Source organism: Streptomyces sp. NBC_00009, from assembly GCF_045040855.1.
GTDB lineage: Bacteria > Actinomycetota > Actinomycetes > Streptomycetales > Streptomycetaceae > Streptomyces > Streptomyces aureus.
In genome coordinates this window covers 4976970-4998762 of record NZ_CP108312.1, presented here as the reverse complement: position 1 = coordinate 4998762, position 21793 = coordinate 4976970, and the positions used below count along the sequence as shown (strand labels likewise).

20 protein-coding genes are annotated in these 21793 nt (G+C 71.1%); 8 read left to right on the top strand and 12 right to left on the bottom strand.

Annotation, left to right across the window (positions count from 1 at the left end):
* Nucleotides 1-26: 26 nt before the first annotated feature.
* Nucleotides 27-806 (top strand): HAD-IIA family hydrolase, encoded by a 780-nt coding sequence (locus OHA58_RS22570; protein ID WP_405480951.1) that lies wholly within the window; start codon nt 27-29, stop codon nt 804-806.
* 53 nt (nt 807-859) lie between these two features.
* Here OHA58_RS22570 and OHA58_RS22565 read toward each other — a convergent pair whose 3' ends face one another.
* From OHA58_RS22565 to OHA58_RS22535, 7 genes are all read right to left on the bottom strand, one after another.
* Complete coding sequence (locus tag OHA58_RS22565) at nt 860-1921, bottom strand: 2-aminoethylphosphonate ABC transporter substrate-binding protein (protein ID WP_405480950.1); 1062 nt, start codon at nt 1919-1921, stop codon at nt 860-862.
* Between the two features lie 39 nt (nt 1922-1960).
* Nucleotides 1961-2758: an ABC transporter permease gene (locus OHA58_RS22560; protein WP_405480949.1), complete on the bottom strand. Its 798-nt coding sequence runs from the start codon at nt 2756-2758 to the stop codon at nt 1961-1963.
* A complete protein-coding gene (locus OHA58_RS22555; RefSeq protein WP_405480947.1) occupies nt 2745-3617 on the bottom strand; it encodes a 2-aminoethylphosphonate ABC transporter permease subunit in 873 nt (290 codons plus the stop codon). Before OHA58_RS22555 ends, OHA58_RS22560 begins: the two co-directional genes overlap by 14 nt.
* Nucleotides 3610-4665 (bottom strand): ABC transporter ATP-binding protein, encoded by a 1056-nt coding sequence (locus tag OHA58_RS22550; protein ID WP_405480946.1) that lies wholly within the window; start codon nt 4663-4665, stop codon nt 3610-3612. The genes OHA58_RS22555 and OHA58_RS22550 overlap by 8 nt, the downstream gene beginning before the upstream one ends.
* A gap of 186 nt (nt 4666-4851) precedes the next feature.
* Entirely contained in the window at nt 4852-5610 is a 759-nt protein-coding gene (locus tag OHA58_RS22545; protein WP_405480944.1) for a GntR family transcriptional regulator, read from the bottom strand.
* Between the two features lie 143 nt (nt 5611-5753).
* Nucleotides 5754-6746, bottom strand: coding sequence for a hypothetical protein (locus OHA58_RS22540; protein ID WP_405480943.1), 993 nt, complete (start codon nt 6744-6746; stop codon nt 5754-5756).
* Between the two features lie 122 nt (nt 6747-6868).
* The gene (locus OHA58_RS22535; protein WP_405480941.1) at nt 6869-8167 is read right to left on the bottom strand and encodes an ROK family transcriptional regulator; all 1299 of its coding nucleotides are present in this window, start codon (nt 8165-8167) and stop codon (nt 6869-6871) included.
* On the opposite strand from OHA58_RS22535, the gene OHA58_RS22530 reads away from it, so the two are divergent.
* Both OHA58_RS22530 and OHA58_RS22525 read left to right on the top strand, forming a co-directional pair.
* Entirely contained in the window at nt 8154-9263 is a 1110-nt protein-coding gene (locus tag OHA58_RS22530; protein ID WP_405480940.1) for a Gfo/Idh/MocA family oxidoreductase, read from the top strand. The genes OHA58_RS22535 and OHA58_RS22530 overlap by 14 nt on opposite strands.
* The gene (locus OHA58_RS22525; protein ID WP_405480939.1) at nt 9260-9724 is read left to right on the top strand and encodes a heme-degrading domain-containing protein; all 465 of its coding nucleotides are present in this window, start codon (nt 9260-9262) and stop codon (nt 9722-9724) included. The genes OHA58_RS22530 and OHA58_RS22525 overlap by 4 nt, the downstream gene beginning before the upstream one ends.
* A 167-nt stretch (nt 9725-9891) precedes the next feature.
* On the opposite strand, the gene OHA58_RS22520 is transcribed toward OHA58_RS22525, so the two are convergent.
* From OHA58_RS22520 to OHA58_RS22505, 4 genes are all read right to left on the bottom strand, one after another.
* Entirely contained in the window at nt 9892-10749 is an 858-nt protein-coding gene (locus OHA58_RS22520) for a fumarylacetoacetate hydrolase family protein (protein WP_329435043.1), read from the bottom strand.
* A gap of 115 nt (nt 10750-10864) precedes the next feature.
* On the bottom strand, nt 10865-11638 hold the full coding sequence (locus OHA58_RS22515) for a YidC/Oxa1 family membrane protein insertase (RefSeq protein ID WP_405480937.1): 774 nt from the start codon (nt 11636-11638) through the stop codon (nt 10865-10867).
* Nucleotides 11639-11762: 124 nt separating this feature from the next.
* A complete protein-coding gene (locus OHA58_RS22510; protein ID WP_405480935.1) occupies nt 11763-12074 on the bottom strand; it encodes a DUF6412 domain-containing protein in 312 nt (103 codons plus the stop codon).
* A gap of 60 nt (nt 12075-12134) precedes the next feature.
* Complete coding sequence (locus OHA58_RS22505; protein WP_405480934.1) at nt 12135-12665, bottom strand: winged helix-turn-helix transcriptional regulator; 531 nt, start codon at nt 12663-12665, stop codon at nt 12135-12137.
* Nucleotides 12666-12839: 174 nt separating this feature from the next.
* Here OHA58_RS22505 and OHA58_RS22500 point away from each other — a divergent pair, with 174 nt between their 5' ends.
* Nucleotides 12840-14294, top strand: a complete 1455-nt coding sequence (locus OHA58_RS22500; RefSeq protein WP_405480933.1) for an MFS transporter — start codon at nt 12840-12842, stop codon at nt 14292-14294.
* A 106-nt stretch (nt 14295-14400) separates the two neighbouring features.
* Here the strand turns inward: OHA58_RS22500 and OHA58_RS22495 are convergent, their stop codons facing one another.
* On the bottom strand, nt 14401-15165 hold the full coding sequence (locus tag OHA58_RS22495; RefSeq protein WP_405485101.1) for a class E sortase: 765 nt from the start codon (nt 15163-15165) through the stop codon (nt 14401-14403).
* A gap of 292 nt (nt 15166-15457) precedes the next feature.
* Between OHA58_RS22495 and OHA58_RS22490 the strand changes: the two genes are divergently transcribed.
* The 4 genes from OHA58_RS22490 (at nt 15458) to OHA58_RS22475 (ending at nt 21783) form a co-directional block, all read left to right on the top strand.
* Entirely contained in the window at nt 15458-15907 is a 450-nt protein-coding gene (locus OHA58_RS22490) for a DUF3592 domain-containing protein (RefSeq protein ID WP_405480932.1), read from the top strand.
* 40 nt (nt 15908-15947) lie between these two features.
* The gene (locus OHA58_RS22485; protein WP_405480930.1) at nt 15948-16994 is read left to right on the top strand and encodes an SEC-C metal-binding domain-containing protein; all 1047 of its coding nucleotides are present in this window, start codon (nt 15948-15950) and stop codon (nt 16992-16994) included.
* 213 nt (nt 16995-17207) lie between these two features.
* Nucleotides 17208-18761, top strand: a complete 1554-nt coding sequence (locus tag OHA58_RS22480) for an ATP-binding protein (RefSeq protein ID WP_405480929.1) — start codon at nt 17208-17210, stop codon at nt 18759-18761.
* A 64-nt stretch (nt 18762-18825) separates the two neighbouring features.
* Nucleotides 18826-21783, top strand: a complete 2958-nt coding sequence (locus tag OHA58_RS22475; protein WP_405480928.1) for a Z1 domain-containing protein — start codon at nt 18826-18828, stop codon at nt 21781-21783.
* Nucleotides 21784-21793 lie beyond the last annotated feature (10 nt).

The window sequence follows — 21793 nt, the reverse complement described above, 5'->3', positions numbered from 1 at the left end:
GGTCGACAGGGTAGGAGTCCGCACCCATGACAGAGCTCAAGCCCATCGAGTCGTGGCTGACCGACATGGACGGGGTCCTCATGCACGAGGGCGTCCCGATCCCCGGGGCGGACGCCTTCATCAAGAAGCTGCGTGACTCCGGCAAGCCCTTCCTCGTCCTCACCAACAACTCCATCTATACGGCCCGCGACCTGCATGCGCGACTCAATCGCATCGGCCTCGAAGTGCCGATAGAGAACATCTGGACCTCGGCCCTGGCAACCGCCAGATTCGTCGACAGTCAGCGGCCGAACGGCACGGCCTACGTGATCGGTGAGGCCGGCCTCACCACCGCTCTACACGAAGCGGGTTACATCCTCACTGACGCGGACCCCGATTTTGTGATCTTGGGGGAAACCCGCACTTACTCCTTCGAGGCTCTCACCAAGGCGATTCGCCTCATCAATAACGGTGCCCGTTTCATTGCCACCAACCCGGACAACACCGGCCCGTCCACGGAGGGTGTGCTCCCCGCCACGGGGTCGGTGGCCGCACTGATCACCAAGGCGACCGGCAAGGAGCCGTATTTCGTCGGCAAGCCCAATCCGCTGATGATGCGCACGGGGCTCAACGCCATCGGTGCGCACTCGGAGTCCAGCGCGATGATCGGCGACCGTATGGACACCGACGTGCTGGCCGGACTCGAAGCCGGAATGACGACCTACCTCGTTCTGACCGGACTCACGAGCAAGGCCGATCTCGACCGCTTCCCCTTCCGGCCGACCAAGGTGGTCGAGTCGATCGCGGACCTCGTCGACCTCGTCTGACGAGTGCCCCGGCCACCCGGAGCGACCGGGTGGCCGGGCGCGACGGTGAAGGGTCAGCTGCCGGTCGCCGACTTCCAGTCCTCCACGTACGTCTGGAGGTTCTTGTCGATGTCGTTCCAGTCGGGCTCGAAGATCTCGACGCCGTCCATCACCTTGGTGAGGGCGATGGCGTTCTCGTCGGTCGCCTTGACGTCCTTGCGCGCGGAGAAGCCGCCGCCGACGGAGCTGACCTGCTGCTGCGCCTTGGTGGACAGCATGAAGTCGAGGAGCTTCTTGCCGTTCTCGCTGTGCGGGGCGTTCTTCACGAGGCCGCCGGCGTAGGGCAGGGCGAACGAGGTGGGCTTGCCGCCGGCCTTCTTCGGGAACCAGATGCCGAGGTTCGGCATGGTCTTGGACTGCGCGAAGCTCATCTGCACATCGCCGTTGGCGACGAGGAGTTCACCCTTGTCGACCTTGGGGGCGAGCTTGCCGGTGGAGGCGGACGGGCCGACGTTGTTGGCCTGGAGCTTCTTCAGGTAGTCCATGGCGGGCTTCTTGCCGCCGAAGTCGTGCATGGCCTTGACGACCACGGCGGTGCCGTCGCCGGCGACGCCGGGCGTGGAGTACTGGAGCTTGTTCTTGTACTTGCCGTCGAGCAGCTCGTCCCACGTGGTGGGCGCCGTCTTCAGGTCCTTCTTGTTGTAGACGAAGCCGAAGTAGTTGTTGACGACGGAGGTCCAGGTGCCGTCGGCGGCCTTGTCGGCCCCGTCGACCTGGTCGGCGCCCTGGGGCGTGTACTTCTGCAGGAGGCCCTTGCCGTCGGCCTGCTGGATGAACGGCGGGAGCGTCACGATGACGTCGGCCTGGGTGTTCGACTTCTCGCGGGCGGCGCGCTGCACCATCTCGCCGGAGCCGCCCTCGACGTACTCGACCTTGATGCCGGTCTTCTTCGTGAAGTCCTTGAAGACCTGGTCGTACCAGCCGTCGCCGTTCTCGCCCTTGAGGCCGTCCGCGCTGTACACGGTGACGGTCTTGTCGTCGGAGGCGGCGGAGTTGCCGCCGCAGGCGGAGAGGGTGGCGGCGAGGGCGATGCTTCCGGTGACGGCGGCGATCGGCTTGAGCATGTTTCTGCGCATGGCGAGGTGAACTCCTTGCAGCGATGTGGGAATCGAGAGTCAGCGGTACGAGGCTTTGGTGCGGATCCGCGAGACGAGCAGCAGGACGAGCAGCGTCGTCGCCATGAGGATCACGGAGATCGCCGAGCCGGTGAACAGGGAGCCGCGGTCGGTGACCGCGTAGATCTGCACGGGCAGCGGCATCCAGTCCGGCGGGTAGAGCATCATCGTGGCGCTCAGCTCGCCCATGGACAGGGCGAAGCAGAGTCCGGCGGCCGCGTTCAGGGACGGCAGCAGGAGGGGCAGCTTCACCTTCCACAGGACGTACGAGGGACGGGCGCCGAGCGACGCGGCGGCCTGTTCGTACGCGGGGTCGAGTCGTACGATCGCCGCCGAAACCGACTGATAGGCGAACGCGGTGACAAGAATCGTGTGCGCCAGGATGACGATCCACCGGGTGCCGTTGAGCAGCATCGGCGGCTTGGAGAACGCGACGAGTACGGCGAGGCCGACCACGACGGACGGCACGGCGACCGGCAGCATGAACAGGGCGTCGAGCACCCTGCGGCCGCCCTTCCTGAGCGCGGCGGCCGCGAGCGCGGCCCAGGTGCCGACGAGGAGGGCGAGAAGGCTGGCGCTGACGGCGGTGACCAGGCTGGTGGTGAGCGCCTGGAGGGACGCGCCGCTGGTGGCGGCCTCGTAGTGGCCGCCGGTGAATCCGGTCGGGAAGGCGCTCGACCAGCTCGTGGCGAACGACGCGGCGACGATGACGAGCAGCGGCAGCGCGAACAGAGGCAGGAAGAGGGCGAAGAACAGGACCCAGGTGGCCCACTTGCCCTTACGGCTATGCACCAGCACGGCGGCTCACCACCCGGTAGAGGCCGTAGAGGCCCACGGAGATCAGGACGTTGACGACGGCGACCACGCACGCGCCCGGGTAGTCGGACTCAAGGATCGCCTTGCTGTACACGAGCATCGGGAGCGTGGTGACGCCCTTGGCGCCGGTGAAGAGCACGATCCCGAACTCGTTGAGGCACATGACGAGGACGAGGCTGCCGCCGGCGGCGAGCGCGGGCAGCGCCTCGGGCAGGATGACCTGCCGCACGATGCGGGCGGGCCTCGCGCCCAGGGAGGACGCCACCTCCAGCTGCGCGGTCTCGATCTGCGAGAACGCGGCGAGCAGGGGCCGCATCACGAACGGTGTGAAGTACGTGATCTCGGCGAGGAGCACGCCCCACGGGGTGGTCAGGAACTGGAAGGGCCCGGAGGCGGCGCCCGTGACGTCCGTCCACAGTCCGTTGGCCATGCCCACGGATCCGTAGACGAAGAGCAGCGCGAGGGTGATCAGGAAGGACGGGAAGGAGAGGAACACGTCGATGAACTTGGCGACGGCCTTCCCGCCGGGGAACGGGACGAACGCGATGACGAGCGCGAGCGCGAACCCGAGCACGAGGCATCCGGCGGTCGCTCCCAGCGCCAGCCACACCGTCGTCCCGAGCGCCTCCCGGAACGCGGACGAGGCGAAGACGTCGGCGTACGGCTTGAGCGAGGTGCCGCCGGTGTCGGGCTGCACGGACTGCTGCACCACGAGGGCGAGCGGGTAGAGGAAGACGAGGGCGAGCACGGCGACGGGCGGCAGCGCCCACACCCACTTCGGTATCCCCTTACGGGGCTTCGCCGCCTTGCTCACCGGCGTGCTCAGCGTGGCGCTAGCCATCCTTGCTCACCCCGGCCGACAGCAGCACCGCGTCCTCGGGTGCGAAGTGCACGGTGACCTCGTCGCCGAGCGCGGGCGGGGTGCGCAGTTCGCGCAGGTCGGCCTTGAGCCGGTGCCCGTCCACGTCGACGTACAGGCGGTGGGTGGAGCCGCGCCACTGGACCTCGGACACGGAGCCGGTGAGGGCGTTGGGCCCGTCGCCGAGTCCGACGAGGTGGGGGCGCACGCACAGGGTGGCGGACACCCCGGAGGCGACGTCGCCGGTGGGCACCTTCAGCCGGGCGCCGGCGAAGGACACCGACCCCGAACCCACCTGTACGGGAAGGAGATTGGCGTTGCCGACGAAGGAGGCGGTGAACTCGGTGCGGGGCCTGCGGTACAGCTCCTGCGGGGTCCCGCAGTCCTGGAGCCGCGCCTTGTCCATGACCGCGATCCGGTCGGCGAGGGTGAGCGCCTCGACCTGGTCGTGGGTGACGTAGAGAATCGACACGTCGGGCAACTCGCGGTGCAGACGGGCGAGTTCGGCCAGCATGCCGGAGCGCAGCTGCGCGTCGAGCGCGGACAGCGGCTCGTCGAGGAGCAGGACGCCCGGGCGGATGGCGAGGGCGCGCGCGATGGCGACGCGCTGCTGCTGTCCGCCGGACAGCTCGCGCGGGTAGCGCTTCGCGTAGGACGCCATGCCGGTCATTTCCAGGGCCTCGGTGACCCGGGCGGGGATCTCGGCCTTGGCGACCTTCTGCGCCTTCAGGCCGAAGGCGACGTTGTCCTCCACGCGCAGGTGCGGGAACAGGGCGTACTGCTGGACGACCATGCCGATGCCGCGCCGGTGGGGCGGCAGGTCCGTGACGTCGCGGTCGCCGATCAGGACACGGCCCGACGCGGGCCGCACGAATCCGGCGACGGCGCGCAGGGCCGTCGTCTTGCCGGACCCGGACGGGCCGAGCAGCGCCATGACCTCTCCGGGCTCGACCGTCAGGTCGAGGGACTGGAGGACGGTGTTCGCGCCGTAGGCGACGGACACCTTGTCGAAGCGGATGCCGCTCGCCATCAGCTCTCAGCTCCCGAGCGCACGCGGGGTATGGGGTCGGTCTTCTCTCTCACGGCGGCCACGCTCCTCGGGATGGATGACCCGTACCGGTCCGCACGGCAACGGGACGGTGAACGGCCACCCAAGGTTGGCCTAGACCCGTTACATTTTCGTTATCATCGTGAGTCAACTGCCGCCCCCCGGCGGTCAGTTGCCCAAACGCGTGGTGAACGAGAACCGGTCCCCGCGGTAAAGCGTGCGCACCCGTTCCGTGGGCCGGCCGCCGGTGTCGTACGAGACACGGTGAATGAGGAGCATCGGCAGGGCGGGCGGCGTGCCGATCAGAAGGGCCTCGCGCGGGGTGGCCAGCACGGTCTCGATGCGCTCGTCGGCGGACCCGAACTCGATCCCGAGCCGCTCGTGCACATACGAGTAGAAGGACGAGTCCGGGTCGAAGTCGACGTCCAGGCGCGGCATCCGCGCCACGGCGACATAGGTGCTCTCCAGGCCGACGCGCTCGTCGTCGGCGAGCAGCACGCGCTCCATGTGCCACACCGGCTCGCCCCGCTCGACCGCGATCTCGCCGGCGAGGGCGGGCGGGCACGGGAAGCGGTCGAGGCCGATGAGCGTACGTCCCGGGCGGCGGCCCTGGCGGCGCACGCCCTCGGTGTAACTGGCCATCGACAGCGGCTGCTCCAGCTTGGGCCCGGCCACGACCGTCGCCCGGCCCCGGCGGCGCAGGCGCCCTTCGAGCAGCAGCTCGCGCAGCGCCTGGCGCACGGTCTCGCGCGCCACTTCGAAGCGCAGCGCCAGATCCCGTTCGGTGGGCAGCGGCTCGCCCTCGCCCAGCTCGTCGAGGAGCGCGGAGACATGGGCCTTGACCGCGTAGTACTTCGGGATGCGGCCGTGCTCGGGGATGCCGGCGCGCACGGGTGCGCCAGGTGCCTGGTCGTTCGGGTAATCCACCCAGGGATGTTCCCAGACGTTTGTTAACGGGGTGTCGGGGGCGGGCCGGGAGTGCGGTGCGCGCGGCGGGCGGGGTGGCCGGAATCCGCCCCTCGCCCACGGTCGCCCCTCACCCGCGGTCGCTCCTCACCCGCGGTCGCTCTTCACCCGCGGTCGGTGCGCAGCCGCCGGGAGCCCGCCACGAGGGCCGCGCCGACGACGAGCAGGGCGCCGGACGCGAGGCCGAGTCCGCGCAAGGAGCGCGGTCCGGTCCGTGCGAGTTCGCCGGGCATGAGGAGACCACCGCTGTGGTCGCCCTCGGTGCCGGTGCCTGTACCGGGGTCTGCACCGGGGTCCGCACCGGGGTCTGTGCCGGTGCCGGTGCCCGTGCCGGTATCGGTGGTGGGGGTGGGGGTGGGAATGGGGGCGGTAGTGGTGCGGCCGGGCCCGTCGGTGGGCCGGCCGCTCGCGGTGCCGCTGTCGCGGCCGGGCTCCAGGAGGCCGTCATCCGCTGCGCCGGGTTCGTCGCGCTGCTCGCCGGGGGGCCGTCCGGACTGCTCGCCGCCCCTGTCCTTCTCCTCGTCGGTCAGCGTGAACCGGTAGTCGCGGGACTGCCCCACCCAGTCGCCGTCGTCGTCCCGGCGCTGCACGACGGCCGCGTTGGCGACGACGCTGTTCGGCACGGCGTCGGAGGTGAAGGTGAGCCGGGCCTGGACGGTGACGGTCTTGCCCGGGCCCACCCGGAAGCCGGGGAAGCCGTCGTCGAAGACGCCGATGTTCTCGTCCTGGTCGGTCCGCTCGAACCGGACGGGGTGGCGTCGCTTGCCGTCGGAGAACTCCAGCTGGATCTGCCGCGTCGCCAGCGTCCGCTTCTTGTCGATGAGGACGAGGACGGGGTGGATGTCGGCGCACTCCGCGTCGGTCCTGTTGGTGAGGTCGATGAACCAGGTCCGGAAGCCGCCGCCGGGGTGGTACGTCGTGGGGCCGCCGTGGATCCGGGTGCTGATCGGGAAGTCGGCGGGGTGCGGGGTGGCGCAGGTGGGCTCGCGCGCGGCGGACCCGGCCCTGCCCGCGTCGTCGGCCGCGAGGGCGGGGCCGCCGGTCACCACGGAGGTCAGGGCCACGGCAGTGACGGCGAGCGGGATACGCGGTCGCATGGGGAGCCTTTGTGATCGCGGGGCGGGAAGGGTACTGCCGCCGCGACCATGTCACGCGCGCCGCGCCCCGTACCGGACCGGCAGAGCCCCGTACGGCCCGATGCACGAGCGATTCCGCTCGATCAGCTCAGATTTCTGTCATTCCGGTTGGCCGGGAAGCGACCGTGCGCCCGGCCGAACAGGGGTGCGAGGACCAGTTGCGCCGCACCCTCGACCACCACACTCTCCGCCCCTGGCGCGCGCAGCACCGGGACCTCCACCGTGCCGCCGCGCCGCGCCCGCTCCCCGAGGACCGCCCGCACCCCTTCGACGAAGCGCTCCTCGGCGGCCGCGACCGTGCGTCCGCCGAGCAGGACGAGGTCGATGTCGAGGAGGCCGACCGTGTTCGCCGCGCCCTCGCCGAGCACGCGCGCGGCCTCGTCGAAGGAACCGGCGGCGACCGCCGCGAGGCACAGCGCCTCGATGCAGCCGCGGTTGCCGCAGCCGCAGAGCGGGCCGTCCAGCTGGATCACCTGGTGGCCGAATTCGCCCGCTCCGGTGTGCGGCCCGCGGTAGGGCGCGCCGCCCAGGACGAGTCCGGCGCCGAGCCCCGTACCGAGGTGGAGATACGCGAACGAGTCGCCGCACCCGGCGAGCGCGAGGCCGAGCGCGGCCGCGTTGGTGTCCTTGTCCACGACCACGGGGAGCCCGAGCCGCGCCGCGAGCGCGTCCCGCAGCGGGAACCCGTCCCACTCGGGAAACCCGGTGACGCGGTGCAGCACTCCGGAGGAGTGGTCGAGGGGACCGGGCAGGGCGACGCCCACACCGAGGACGCGGGGGCCAGGGAGTTCCGGATGTGCGGGGTCCTGCGCGTCGAGGTGGCCCGGGTCTCCGGCGTCCGTGTCCCCGGCATCCACATCCCCAGCAGCCGCCTCCCCGGCGCCCGCTCCCGCATCCGTGAGCAGCGCCTCCACCTCGCTCGCCGCCGCCTCCACCACCGCGTCGCCGCCCGCGCCGAAGGCCAGCGGGGAGCGGCGTTCGGCGACGACCGCGCCCGCGAGGTCGACCAGGACCGCCGTCAGTTCGTCGCGGTCCAGGTGCAGCCCGACCGCGTACCCCGCGTCCGGCACGAGGCGCAGGACGGTGCGCGGCTTGCCGCCCGTCGAGGCGCGCCGGCCGGTGTCCGTGACCAGGCCCTGCTCCCGGAGCCGCGCCGTGATCTTGCTGACGCCCTGCGGGGTGAGCCCGGTGCGCTCGGCCAGTTCGAGCCTGCTGATGCCCTCGTCACCCGCCGTGCGCAGCAGATCGAGTACGAGTGCGGCGTTATGGCCTCGCAGCACCGCCAGATTGACCCCGGAGTAAGCCCTGTTCACTCCCCCATTGTCCCCTCCGCTTGCACTTTGGCAACACCGTTGCTTAAGTGGATGCATGACTGAAGGCATGACATCAGGTACGGCTGGGACCACCGGCTCCCCCCTCCGCGTCGGTCTCGTCGGCTACGGCCTGGCGGGCTCCGTCTTCCACGCCCCGCTGGTCGCCGCGACCGACGGCCTCGTGCTCGACACGGTCGTCACCTCGAACCCGGAGCGCCAGGCGCAGGCCCGCGCCTCCTTCGGTGACGGCATCCGCTGCGCGGCCACCCCCGACGAGCTGTGGGCGCGGGCCGACGAGCTCGACCTGATCGTCATCGCCTCCCCGAACAAGACGCACGTACCGATCGCGACGGCCGCCCTCAAGGCGGGCCTCCCGGTCGTCGTCGACAAGCCGATCGCCGGCACCGCGGCCGAGGCGCGCGAGCTGGCGGCGCTTGCCGAGGAGCGCGGCCTGCTGCTCTCGGTCTTCCAGAACCGCCGCTGGGACAACGACTTCCTCACGCTGCGGAGCCTGATCGCGGACGGCGAGCTCGGCGACGTCTGGCGCTTCGAGTCGCGCTTCGAGCGCTGGCGGCCGCAGCCCAAGGGCGGCTGGCGCGAGTCCGGCGATCCGGAAGAGATCGGAGGTCTCCTCTACGACCTCGGCAGCCACGTCGTCGACCAGGCCCTCGTGCTGTTCGGCCCGGCCGTCTCGGTCTACGCGGAGTCCGACGTGCGGCGCGCGGGCGCGGCCGCCGACGACGACACGTTCATCGCGATCACGCACGCGAACGGCGTCCGCTCCCACCTGTACGTCTCCGCGACCGCGGCCCAGCTCGGCCCGCGCTTCCGCGTCCTCGGCTCGCAGGCCGGCTATGTGAAGCACGGCCTCGACCCGCAGGAGGCGGTGCTGCGCGAGGGCACGATCCCGGCGGCCGGCGAACCCTGGGGCGTGGAGCCCGAGTCGATGTGGGGCCGGATCGGCTCCGGCGAGTCCCCGCTGACCGGCGGCGGACGCCCCGTCGAGACGCTCCCCGGCGCCTACCCCGCGTACTACGCGGCCATCGCCGCCGCCCTGCGCGGCACCGGCGAGAACCCTGTCACCGCCGAGCAGGCCGCGGCCGCGCTCGACGTCCTGGAGGCGGCCCGCCGCTCGGCCCGTGACGGTGTGACGGTGACCCTGTGAGCGCGCCGACGGTCGAGGAGATCGAGGAGCAGGAACGCCGCCTGATCCTGCCGAAGTTCACTTACGAGGACGCCTGGGAGCTGGGCTCGCTGCTCGTCGAGCTGGCCAGGGAGCGCAAGGCGCCGGTGGCGATCGACATCACACGCGGCGGCCAGCAGCTGTTCCACGCGGCGCTCCCGGGCTCGACCCCGGACAACGACGCGTGGATCGCCCGCAAGCGCCGCGTCGTGGAGCGCTACGCCTGCTCGTCGCTGCTGGTCGGATCCCGTTTCCGGGCGAAGGGCACGACGTTCGAGGACTCGTCCAGGCTCGACCCGGACACGTACGCGGCACACGGCGGAGCGTTCCCGCTGGCCGTCGAGGGCGCGGGAGTCATCGGAGCGGTGGTGGTCTCCGGCCTCCCCCAGCTGGAGGACCACGCACTGGTGGTAAAGGCCCTGGACCTCTTCATCACGGGCTAGGCACGCGCCCCCATAAGGGGCGCGGGGAACTGCGCGACCAGCCCCAACGGACCGTCAGCCGACAACCGGCAACCGGCAACCGGCAACCGGCAACCGGCAACCGGCAACCGGCAACCGGCAACCGACGGCCAACGACCCCCGCAGTTCCCCCGCCCCCACGCGGAGCGCTACGCGTCCTTGAGTTCCTGGCGCTGGCGCCCCAGACCCTCGATCTCCAGCTCCACCACGTCCCCGGCCCGCAGATACGGCTTCGGCTCGGGCTGCCCCATCGCCACACCCGCCGGCGTCCCCGTGTTGATCACGTCGCCCGGGTACAGGGTCATGAACTGGCTGACGTACCGGACCACCTCGGCGACCGGGAAGATCTGGTCTGCCGTCGAGCCGTTCTGCTTCAGCTCGCCGTTCACCCACAGTTTCAGGCCGAGCGCCTGCGGGTCCGCGACCTCGTCCGCCGTCACGAGCCAGGGGCCGAGCGGGTTGAACGTCTCGCAGTTCTTGCCCTTGTCCCAGGTGCCGCCGCGCTCGATCTGGAACTCGCGCTCGGACACGTCGTGCGCCACCGCGTATCCGGCGACGTGCGCGAGGGCCTCCTCGTGCGACTCCAGGTAGCGCGCCGTACGCCCGATGACGATCGCCAGCTCGACCTCCCAGTCCGTCTTCACGGACTTGCGCGGTACGAGCACGGTGTCGTCGGGGCCGACGACCGTGTCCGCCGCCTTGAAGAAGACGACGGGCTCCGACGGCGGCTCGGCGCCGGTCTCGGCGGCGTGGTCGTGGTAGTTCAGGCCGATGCACACGACCTTCCCGATCCGCGCGACCGGCGGGCCGACCCGCAGGCCGTCCGCGTCGAGCACGGGCAGCTCGCCGGACTCGGCGGCAGCCCGTACGCGCCCCAGCGCCGCGTCGTCGGCGAGCAGCTCCCCGTCGATGTCGGGGACGACTCCGCCCAGGTCACGCAGGACACCTTCGGCATCGAGCAGGGCCGGGCGCTCCGCCCCAGCGGTACCGACTCGCAGCAGCTTCATGGTTGAGACTCCCTTGATCGAGGAGGGACCTCGCGACGGGTGCAGCCATCGGAGGACTGGTCGATCGTCCAAGGTCCTCGTCCAGTCCGCAATACCTCGTTCACGGACTGGACCTTTACACGGCAGTAGCAAGCGCCGCGGCGGAGGGCATGTCGCGGTAGAGGACGGCCCGCTCGACGGCGCTCCACGTCGTGCTCGTCACCACGTACAGGGCGGCCGCGAGCGGCACGAAGCCCACCGTGAACAGCGTCATGAACGACATCAGCGGCATGATCTTCGTCATCGAGGCCATCGCGCCCGCGCCCGGCGCCTGCGGCCCGTCCGCGGCGGCCGGCAGCATCGGCTGGGCGGCCATCTGACGCTTCGTACGGGCGTAGTTGAAGCTCGCCACCGCCGCGACGATCGCGAACAGGACCAGATAGACGACGCCCTGCGCGCCGAAGAGCCCGCCGTCCGCGAGCGCGTCCTTGAAGCGCCCGCCCAGCGGCGCCGCGCCGAGGGTGTGGCCGAGCAGGGCGTTGGGCTCGCCGCCGATGCTGCCGTTCGAGAACAGGTGGTAGAGCAGGAAGAAGGCGGGCAGCTGGAGGAGGCTCGGCAGGCAGCCGGACAGCGGCGAGACCTTCTCCTCCTTGTGCAGCTCCATGATCGCCTTCTGGAGCTTCTCGGGGCTCTTCTTGTGCTTCTTGCGCAGCTCGGCGATGCGCGGCTGGAGCTTGGCGCGCTGGCGCTGCCCGCGGGCCGAGGCACGGGACAGGGGGTGCACGAGAAGGCGTACGAACGCGGTGAACAGGACGATCGCCGCCGCGGTCGCCGAGGCGTGGAAGACCGGGTCGAGCAGGTCGGCGATGTGCTCGACCAGGCTGGCGAAGACAGACATGAACGTCGACATGGGTGAGCCCTCCGGGGGTCCCGTCGTGCCGGAATCGGAAGACCGCCGGGAAGGGCGGCCGATCGGCGTGACGGCCCGTAGGGGGACTGCGGTCCTTGTCGGGACTGCGGGTGGAGCGGGTTCCCTACGCGGCCGTCAGGAGGAAACGGCCGGGTGCTCGGGGGCGGCTGCGCCCGCGGGCGTCGGGATCGCGCTGCGGCAGGAACGCGGTGCGTTGCTCACGGTCGCGCATCGCGGTGCGGACCCGGGTGCGGGGCACGGCGGGGGCGCAGCGCGCGGCGAGGAGGGAGCAGACGGCGAGTGCGGAGCCCGCGGCGGCGGTCGCGGCGAACGCGACGGCGGCGGTGAGGCTGCCGGTGTCGACGAGGACGGTCTCGACGAGGAGGAACAGGAGCAGGGCGGCGGGCCGCAGGGCCGTGGCCCAGGTGCGGGTCATGTCCGGCGTCCCTCCTTCCCGCTGTTCGGTCCGTGCCCACGTGTTGTGGCGTTCTGCCCGTTATACAGGATCGGCCACGATCGGCTGAAGCAGCCGTCGGGGCGAGAGAAGCGCGCGGCTGACCGGATCGACGGGTTCCGGGTCGAGCCCGGGGCCCGGAAGCATCTCGACCTCGTCGACGGGGACGAGGATCCGGCAGGTGGGGCAGTCCCCCACGGGGCCAAGGCCCGTGCCGCACGTGACGTGCCGGAAGACACGCAGGGGCGCCCCGTCGGAGAGGTGCTCGAGCCCCCAGGCGCCGAGCGAGCGCACCGTGGGCCACAGTTGCTTGCCTCGCTCGGTGACGACGTACTCCTCGCGCGGCGGGGACTCCTGATAGCGGCGCTTCTCGAGGATCCCGGCGGCGGTCAGTGCCTGGAGGCGCGAGGCCAGGACGGCGCGCGGGATGCCGAGGTGGACGAGGAAGTCGTTGTAGCGCCGCACGCCGAAGAGCGCGTCGCGGACGACGAGGAGCGTCCAGCGCTCCCCGACCACCTCGAGCGCGCGGGCGATGGAGCACTCCTGCGTCGCGTAGTCCTTGCCGAGAGCCATGGCTCCACTGTAGCCACATTTCCCCCTCTAGGTTCAATGACCGAACCAACGATGCTACGGTCGATGCATCGAGTGAGTTCGTTGAATGAACTTGAGCTGCCCGAGCTGATCCTGCGCTGATGCGAGCTGAACCGCGCTGAACCGCGCTGAATCCGAGCCTGAAGGGGCACTCCCATGCCACGGCCCGTACGACCTCCGTCCCCCGCCGCCACCCTCGCCGTCACCAGTGCCGCCACCGCCGTCGCTTTGATGACGTACACCGCCCCGATGGTCACGCTCCCCGCCACGGCCGCCGACCTGCACACCCCGCTCTCCGGCCAGGCCTGGCTGCTCAACGGCACCCCGCTCGGCCTCGCCGCGCTCCTCCTGGTCGCGGGCAGCCTCGCGGACGACTACGGGCGCCGCCGCGCCTTCCTGGCCGGCACGGCCGCGCTCGGCGTCACCACGGCGCTGGGCGCACTCGCCACCGACACCTGGCTGTTCACGCTGGCCCGCGTCGCGCAGGGCGCGGCGAGCGCGGCGATCCTCGCGAGCAGCCTCGGCCTCCTGGTCCACGCGTTCCCACCGGGCGCGGGGCGGGTGCGGGCCACCGGGGTCTGGGGCGCGTTCGTCAGCGGCGGCATCGCGGTGGGCCCGCTGCTCACGGGCGGCATCGCGACGATGAGCTGGCGCTGGTCCTACGCGGCGCTCGCGCTCGCCGCCCTGCTGGTCGCCGCGTTCGCGCCACGCGCACTCACGGAGTCCCGGGCCGAGGCGCGCGGCCGCCCCGACCTGGCGGGCGCCCTGACGCTCGGTCTCGCCCTGGTAGCGCTGCTCGCCGGGCTCACCCTGGGCCGCGACGGCTGGCTGCGCGCGCCGGTCTGGGCACTCCTCGCGGCGGCGGTCGTCCTCATCGCGTCGTTCGTGTGGGTCGAGCGGCGCGACGGGGCGGCCGACGGCCACCGCGTGACGCCCATGCTCGACCTCGGCCTCCTTCGCCGCCCTCTCTTCCTCGCATCCTCCGCCGGCGCCCTGTTCACGGGCCTGTCCGTGATCGCGCTCTTCAGCTACCTGCCGACGCTGCTCCAGCACACAATGGGCCTGTCCCCGATAGGCACGGCCTGGCTGTTCCTGGCCTGGTCGGGGACGTCGTTCCTCGTGGCGCTCCAGGCCAGGCGCCTGGCCGGACGGGTTTCACCGCGCCACCAGCTCGCCGTGGGCTTCGCCCTGCACGCCGCCGCGGTCCTCACGATGCTGGGCGCCTTCGGATCCGGCTCGTGGACCCGCCTCCTGCCGGGCCTGCTCATCTCCGGCATCGGCGGCGGGCTCCTGAACGCGGCGCTCCCGCTCCTCGCTGTGGAGTCGGTGCCCGCGCAGCGCGCCGCGATGGGCTCCGGGGCCAACAACACGGCGCGCTACATCGGTTCGGCAGCAGGCGTCTCCCTGATGATCGCCCTCTCCACGGCGACCGGCACGACGCCCGGCGCGCTCACGCACGGCGCCGACGTAGCGCTGGCCGTGTCCGCGGGCCTCGCTGTCGTCGCGGCGCTAACGCTGCTCACCCTGCGGGAGCGGCGGCCCGCCCAGGACCAGGCCCAGGCCCAGGCCCCAGCCCCCGCCCCCCAGGTACCGGCCCGGGCGGATCGCTGATCGGTCCCGGGCCGGCACCGCGCTCCGCCGTCCGGCCGCCCGTCGTCGGGTCGGCAGATCCCGTAACCGGTCCGCCAGATCCTGCCGCCGAGGCCACCGACATCCGTCACCGAGGCCGCATCGACCGCAGCTTCCCCCACACCGCGAGCCGGTACTTGGACGTGTACTCGGGCGTGCAGGTGGTGAGCGTGATGTAGTACCCCGGCTCGCTGTACCCGGCGCCCCGCACAACCGCGCTGCGCGGCACCCCCGCGATGACGCCGCCGTCGCGCGCGGAGGTCTGCGCGAGGGTCTTGTCGACGACGTACGTGTACACGGCGCCGCGGGTACGGACCTGGACCTCGTCGCCCTTGCGCAGCCGGTTGATGTACCGGAAGGGCTCCCCATGGGTGTTGCGGTGCCCGGCGAGCGCGAAGTTCCCGGGCCGGCCGGGCTGGGCGGTGGCGGGGTAGTGGCCGACGTAGCCCTTGTTGAGGACGTTCTGCTTCCCGACGCCCTCGGCGACGGGGACGGTGAGGCCGAGGCGGGGGATGGTGAGGACGGCGTAGGCCTGGTCCCAGCGGGGCGTTTCCCGGGAGGCGGAGGTGGAGTCGGCGGATGTCCGGCCCCCGGACCCGCTCCCGGCCCCCTCGCCGCCCGACGAGCCGCCCGGGGGGTCGTCACCGGCCGGATCCGAGGCGCTGTCCTCGCCCCCGTCACCCCGCCCGTCCGAGGGGGTGGCCGCCCACTCGTGCTCCAGCGCCCGCACCTTGCGCTCGGCACCGGCTCTGGCCTCGCGATTCGTCCACCACAACTGATGGACGACGAGAAGGAGAAGGACGACCCCGAGGGTGACGGTGACCTCGGCGCCGGTCCACAGGGTGCGGCGCAGGGCCGAGGGACGGGGCCCCTGCGGGGGGCCCGGGGTCGAGGGGCGGCGCCTCTGCGGGCGGCCCAGGATCGAGAGCCGTCGCCCGGGCGCACGGCGTCCAGCGTGCGGCCCCTGCCGCACGACGACCGGGCGACGCTCCGGATCCCGTTCCCGATGCAGGTCCCGATCCCGGTCGCGATCCCGTCGCCACTCCCGCTGCTTCCGCTCGCGCACGGCCGCAAGATAGGCCCTGCCTCCGTAACTCACCAGGGAAGTCACCGGTGAAAGGACCGGCGCCCTAAGCTCGCCCCTCATGGGTCCCCTCTGGCTACTGGCACTGATCCCCTTCATCGCCGGCCTCGTCCTGGCCACCTCGCAGGTGCTGCAACTCGTCACCGAGACGCTCCGCCGCAGCACCGGCACGGTGGTCGACGCGACGGTGACGGGCCATGTCGCGTCGAACGAGGCGTCGTACGCGGTGCTGCACCCGGTGGTCAGCTGGACGGCGGCCGACGGCACGGCGCACGAACAGGCGCTGCCCGACGAGGTGGGCGCCCACGCACTCCAGGAGGGCGCCCGCGTGCGCGTGCGCTTCGACCCGGCGCACCCCGGTCTCGCGGCCCTGGACACCGACGGCCGCTACCGCTCGTGCGTGGCCTGGCTGTGGGCGGGGACGGTCCTGTGGGCGGGCACGCTGGCCGTGGTGGTCGGGCGCATGGCGTACGTATTGAACGAGAGCAACGGCTACGCGAGCCTGTGGTGACCTGGCGCCGGTGACGGTGGTCGGCAGTACGGTGTCACTCATGCGCCCCGACACGCCTGCTACGCCCGCCGAGCCTGTAGACCCTGTCAACCACATCGCCGAAGCCGAGCGCCTGGAGCGCATCGCCGGCCTGTACCCGGAGGACGCGGAGCAGCTGCTCCTCCAGGCCGCGGCGCACTACGAACTGGCGGACGTCCGCCAACGCGCGGCCTCGCTGTACGACGGCCTCATCGCCGGACCGCCGTCCGAGCTGGACCACCCGCATCTGGTGAAGGCCCTGATGGCCGCGAACCTGTGGGAGTACGGCCACGAGGCCGAGGCCCGCGCGATCATCACGGGCATCCGGACCGCGGCCCCCAAGGACCCGGCCGCGTACGTGATCGTGGCGGAGGCCCTGGAGTCGCACGACGAGCTGGAAGCGGCGCACGAGTCCTTCACGGAGGCCCTGACGCTGCTCCTGCCTACGGCGGAGCGCACGAACCCGCCGTACGAGACGCACCCGCTGCTCCTGGGCCGCCACCGCGTACGCCGCCTGATCGGCGCGGAGCACGACGAGTGGGACGCGCTCGCGGACCTCGTCCACAAGGCGGCGGTGTCCCTGGACGAACTCCACGACCCGAACCGGACGTGGGCGCTCGGCTCGAACAACCCGGCGGAGCTGAAGGCCGAAATCCTGCGCCTGCGCGCGGAGTTGGGCTCGTACAGGCAGGCACTGTCCCGCCCGTTCCCCGTGGCGGTACTGCACTGGACGGCGTCGGAACTCTCGGAACTGGTAGCGGCCTACCCGTCCCTGACCGCCGAATACCCCTCCCACGAGGAGCACTTGGCGACCATAGAGTCCTCCCTCCGCGAACTCGCGGCCTCGGGCACCCCGAACCTGGGCATCGTCACGGGCACGGTCCCGTCGTACGAGGCCTTCGCGGCGTCGGAGTCCTCGTCCCCGACAGACGCGTCGCTGCTGCCGCAGTACGCCACGACGCTGGCGGCCCGAGGCCGCGCGATCCCGTGGCCGCCGGAGCGGGGGGCTGAGTGCTGGTGCGGGTCGGGGCGGGTTTATGGGGAGTGTCATGGGGCGGAGGAGAGCTGACCTGACCGCGGGCTGGGGGAAGTTGGGCGGTCCGGGCATGCGCGAAGGCAGGCGGAAGGGCGGGAACTGGACCTCCGCCGGGGGGATTCCGCCAGCCTTCGGACTCTCGCCACGCTATGTCCGACCTTTGCAGTACCGTCACACTTACCGATTCAACTGTCGGGCCGCTCCGTCCCCCCACGCAGGCCCCGACCTGTGTGCGCGAGGATGAACATGCCCTACGAATCCGGTGCTGCGTGGCAGTACGACGTACCCACGACGGGCAGCACACACCTGCCGCCGGACTCCGGTTACGGCAAGGCCCTGTCCAATCAGGGTTACGGCTTCGAGGTCGCCGTCGCCGACCTGATCGACAACTCAATCGACGCGAAGGCCGACCAGATCGTCGTGCACTTCCTGCGCGACGCCGACCGCATCCTGACGCTCCTCATCATCGACAACGGCCGGGGCATGGACGACGACGCCCTCGACGGAGCGATGACCGTGGGCCGTCGGCGCGAGTACGGCGAGGACGCCCTCGGCATGTACGGCACGGGGCTGAAGGCGGCGTCCCTGTCCCACGCGTCCTCGCTCACCGTGGTCAGCCGCACCCGGCGCAGCCGCGCCGCCGGCCGCCGGCTCACCGCCGAGGGGGTCGAGGACGGCTTCCGCTGCGACACCGTCGACCCGCGTTACGCACAGGACCTCGTCGACCGCTACGACGGAATCATCGAGTGGCAGGGCACGGTGGTGCGCTGGGACCAGGTGCGCGCGTTCGAGACGGTCGCGCGCGGCCAGAGCGACCAGTTCCTCTCGAAGGCGATATCCCGTCTGGAGACCCATCTCGGCCTGTACCTGCACCGGTTCCTCCAGCGCGGCCTGAAGCTGGACATCGCGGTGTGGGACGTGGGCAGCGCAGGGAACGGCCTCGGCGAGGAGGTCGACCACATCGCGGTGGAGGCCCTGGATCCGTTCGGCTACAAGGTGCCGGGGCGCAAAGGCTATCCGCGGAAGTTCTCGGCCCCGGTGGAGGGGGTCGGCGAGGTCGGACTCACCACGCACATCTGGCCGGCGAAGTCGAAGCAGGCGGGGTTCCGCCAGATCGGGGCGCTCGCCGAGCGGCAGGGCTTCTACTTCTACCGCAACGACCGCCTCGTACAGGCGGGCGGCTGGAACGGCCTGCGCAACCCGGAGAGTCACCTCGTTCTGGCGCGGGTGGCGGTCGACCTGCCCGCCGGTACCAACAACGTGTTCAGCCTCGATGTGAAGAAGGAAGGCGTCACCGTGACGCCCGCGTTCACGCTGGGTGTGGAGAAGGCGCTCGACCCGGCCGGGACCACGTTCCCCACGTACCAGGCCGACGCGGAGGCCGCCTACCGGGACGGCGCCAAGCGGTCCGAGATCGTACGCAAGCCCGTGACGCCGCCGGGCAAGGGTCTCGACCCCAGGGTCAAGCGGGTCGTGAGGGAGGAACTCCCGGAGAAGCCGGGCGAGGACCCCATCGAGTTCACCTGGCGCCCGCTCCCCGACGACCGCTTCTTCGAGCTGGACCGGGAGACGAACGTCATCGTCCTGAACCAGACGTTCCGCGACGACTTCAACGACGGCCGCCGCGGCGGCTCGAATGACGCCCCGGTCACCAAGACCCTTCTGTACCTGCTCCTGGAGGACTGCTTCGGCCTCGGCCGCTGGGAGAAGACGCGGCAGGACCGGATCGACTACTGGAACACGATCCTGCTGGCGTCGGTGGGCGCGCAGCGGGAGAGGCGGGTGCGGGGCACGTCCTGAGCCCTGCACCCCACCTCCTTGCCCGACACCGCCCTCCGCAGACAGACAGAAGGACCGGCCCTCAATGAGCGACGACGACGCGAACATCCTCCTGGAGATCCACACCTCCGCCCTGGCCGGAATGGTCAACAGCCCCCGCCACTTCGCCCGTTGGGCCGCGCTCGCCGCCGACGAGGACCATCCCGACGCGGACTTGACCGAGGAGACGTTCCGCGCGCGTCTCGTCGGCGGGGACGAGGCGCTGCTCGCGCTGTGGAGCCGCCACCTCAACGACTGGGACTTCGCCGAGTCCCCGCTCTGGTCCCCGGAGACCGCGCCGCGCACACCCGCGCGCCGTGCGGCGGTGTACGAGCGGCTGCGCCTCGGCGAGGACCTGCGCAAGGTCCTGGACGAGGCCGTGCGCGTCTCGGTGATCGCCGGACCCACTGTGATCACGCGGGAGTTCACGCCCTGGTACACGCAGGAGCGCGCGGCGGCCCGCACCTTCTACTGGCGGGCGTACGAGCACAAACTGCGCGACAAGGGCTGGTCGGACGCGGCGATCGCGAGCCTGGACGGGGCGAGCCGCGCGGTCGTCGAGCGCCTGTCGAACCCGGAGCAGCCGGCCGCCCGCCAGGCGAAGGGCCTGGTCGTCGGCTACGTACAGTCCGGGAAGACCGCGAACTTCACGGGTGTGGCGGCGAAGGCGATCGACGCGGGCTACCGCCTGGTCATCGTCCTCGGCGGCACGCTCAACATGCTGCGCGCCCAGACGCAGCGCCGCATCGACATGGAGCTGATCGGCCAGGAGAACATCCTGGGCGGCGCGGACCCGTCGGACGTCGACTCGTTGGTCGGCATCGACTACGTGGGCGACGACGCCGAGTGGGACGACTTCGTGAGCCACGGGGGCCGCCCGTCGACGCGCGGCTCCTTCGACATCGACCGGCTCACCACGCGCGACAAGGACTACAAGAGCCTCGCGACGGGGATCCGCGCTCTCGAGTACGACAAGCGCGAGCGGACGCTCCCGCTCCACGACCCGTCGAACCTGCACCACGCGGCGGCCCGCGTGATGGTCGTGAAGAAGAACAAGGCGGTCCTGACCAAGCTGGTCAAGGACCTCAAGCAGATCCACGGCATCCTCGGCGAACTCCCCGCGCTGATCATCGACGACGAGTCGGACCAGGCGTCGGTGAACACGTCCAACCCCAAGAAGTGGGAACAGGGCCGCACCGAACGTACGGCGATCAACAGCCTCATATCCCAGCTGCTCACGCTCCTCCCGCGCGCCCAGTACGTCGGCTACACGGCCACGCCCTTCGCCAACGTCTTCGTGGACCCCAGCGACGGCGAGGACATCTTCCCCAGCGACTTCCTGATCTCGCTCCCGCGCCCCACCGGCTACATGGGCGTACAGGACTTCCACGACCTGGACTCACCCGTGGAGGACGGAGAGCGCACGGTCGCCAACTCCCAGGAGAAGGCGCATGTCCGGGGCATCTACGACTCCACGGGCGACCGCTTGCAGGAGGCGATGGACGCGTTCGTGCTGTCCGGAGCGCTGAAGCTGTACCGCCTGGCCGCGGGCGTCCCGGAGAAGAACTTCCGTCACCACACGATGCTCGTCCACGAGTCGGTGAAGATGGACGACCACGCGAAGCTGGCGCTGCGCATCAACACCATGTGGCACGAGGCCCCGCAGACGTCCGCGCCCGGCCACGCCCGCCTCGCGGCACTGTGGGAGTCGGACTTCGCCCCGGTGAGCGAGGCCCGCGCCGACGGACTCCCCTGCCCGGCCTCGTACGACGAGCTGCGCCAACACGTGAGCCGCGCCCGCCAGTTGATCGGCTCCACCGGCACCCCGGTGATCGTGGTCAACGGCGACTCGGACCGCTACTTCGACCAGCTGGACCTGGACTTCGACAGCTCGAACGTCTGGAAGATCCTCGTCGGCGGCACGAAGCTGTCCCGCGGCTTCACGGTCGAGGGCCTGACGATCACGTACTACCGCCGCACGACGCAGCAGGCGGACACCCTGATGCAGATGGGCCGCTGGTTCGGCTTCCGCCCGGGCTACCGCGACCTGGTGCGGCTGTACATCGGCCGGGAGGAAACATACGGACGGGACCGGACGGCGGACCTGTACGAGGCATTCGAGGCGGTGTGCCGCGACGAGGAACTCTTCCGCGAACAGCTCGCCCGCTACGCGGAACTGGTGGACGGCCGCCCGCAGTTGACCCCGTCCCAGGTCCCACCCCTGGTCTCCCAACACCTCCCGTGGCTGAAGCCGGCTGCCGCCAACAAGATGTTCAACGCGGAGCTGGTGGAGGTGCGGTCGCCGGGGGTGTGGGTGGAGCCGACGGCGTATCCGACAGAATCGGCAGATCTGGGCCACAACGCGAATCAGTGGATGTCGGTGCTGAACGGACTCACCGAGCCGCCCGTCACACTCGGCTCCCACCTGGGGGAGCAGTACGAGGCTCTCGTCTCCACGATCGGGCACAGCGACCTGCTCAAGTTGCTGTGCGAACTGCGCTGGTCGGAGCCCTCACAGTTCTCGCCGCACCTGGAGTCGCTCGTCGAGGCCGGTGGCCTCAATCCGCCAATCGACGACTGGGTCGTGATCGCGCCCCAGCAGACCTCGGGCCGGCGCACCGAGGCCAGGATCCTCGGCTCACGGCCCCTCTCCCTCGCCCGACGCGTTCGGCGGCGCGGGCGCCTGTTCGGCGCGATCAGTGAACCGAAGCACCGCAACGCAGCCCTGCGCATCGCCGGAGCGCCCACGGCCCTGGCGGGCAACGAGCTGGTCGAGTCGCTGGTGCGTCCGCGACGCGGAGCAGTCATGCTGTACCCGGTCGTCGAGGAGGTGCCCACGCTCGGTACGGACGGATCGATCGACCCGCGCCACCTGGTCATGGCCTTTAACCTGGTTCCACCGGCGGGTTCGGGACAGCCGGGCCAGAGCCGGCTGCGTTTCCGTGCCAGGGACTCGGGCAAGAGCGAATTCGCGATCATCGATCGCCAGGACATCCGGCCGTAAGAGGCGACGC

Excerpts from the sequence above, each read along its gene's own strand:
- OHA58_RS22570 (WP_405480951.1), top strand. The coding sequence starts at position 27 with ATGACAGAGCTCAAGCCCATCGAGTCGTGGCTGACCGACATGGACGGG.
- OHA58_RS22565 (WP_405480950.1), bottom strand. The coding sequence starts at position 1,921 with ATGCGCAGAAACATGCTCAAGCCGATCGCCGCCGTCACCGGAAGCATC.
- OHA58_RS22555 (WP_405480947.1), bottom strand. The coding sequence starts at position 3,617 with ATGGCTAGCGCCACGCTGAGCACGCCGGTGAGCAAGGCGGCGAAGCCC.
- OHA58_RS22550 (WP_405480946.1), bottom strand. The coding sequence starts at position 4,665 with ATGGCGAGCGGCATCCGCTTCGACAAGGTGTCCGTCGCCTACGGCGCG.
- OHA58_RS22540 (WP_405480943.1), bottom strand. The coding sequence starts at position 6,746 with ATGCGACCGCGTATCCCGCTCGCCGTCACTGCCGTGGCCCTGACCTCC.
- OHA58_RS22530 (WP_405480940.1), top strand. The coding sequence starts at position 8,154 with ATGACTGAAGGCATGACATCAGGTACGGCTGGGACCACCGGCTCCCCC.
- OHA58_RS22535 (WP_405480941.1), bottom strand. The coding sequence starts at position 8,167 with ATGCCTTCAGTCATGCATCCACTTAAGCAACGGTGTTGCCAAAGTGCA.
- OHA58_RS22520 (WP_329435043.1), bottom strand. The coding sequence starts at position 10,749 with ATGAAGCTGCTGCGAGTCGGTACCGCTGGGGCGGAGCGCCCGGCCCTG.
- OHA58_RS22515 (WP_405480937.1), bottom strand. The coding sequence starts at position 11,638 with ATGTCGACGTTCATGTCTGTCTTCGCCAGCCTGGTCGAGCACATCGCC.
- OHA58_RS22510 (WP_405480935.1), bottom strand. The coding sequence starts at position 12,074 with ATGACCCGCACCTGGGCCACGGCCCTGCGGCCCGCCGCCCTGCTCCTG.
- OHA58_RS22505 (WP_405480934.1), bottom strand. The coding sequence starts at position 12,665 with ATGGCTCTCGGCAAGGACTACGCGACGCAGGAGTGCTCCATCGCCCGC.
- OHA58_RS22500 (WP_405480933.1), top strand. The coding sequence starts at position 12,840 with ATGCCACGGCCCGTACGACCTCCGTCCCCCGCCGCCACCCTCGCCGTC.
- OHA58_RS22490 (WP_405480932.1), top strand. The coding sequence starts at position 15,458 with ATGGGTCCCCTCTGGCTACTGGCACTGATCCCCTTCATCGCCGGCCTC.
- OHA58_RS22485 (WP_405480930.1), top strand. The coding sequence starts at position 15,948 with ATGCGCCCCGACACGCCTGCTACGCCCGCCGAGCCTGTAGACCCTGTC.
- OHA58_RS22480 (WP_405480929.1), top strand. The coding sequence starts at position 17,208 with ATGCCCTACGAATCCGGTGCTGCGTGGCAGTACGACGTACCCACGACG.
- OHA58_RS22475 (WP_405480928.1), top strand. The coding sequence starts at position 18,826 with ATGAGCGACGACGACGCGAACATCCTCCTGGAGATCCACACCTCCGCC.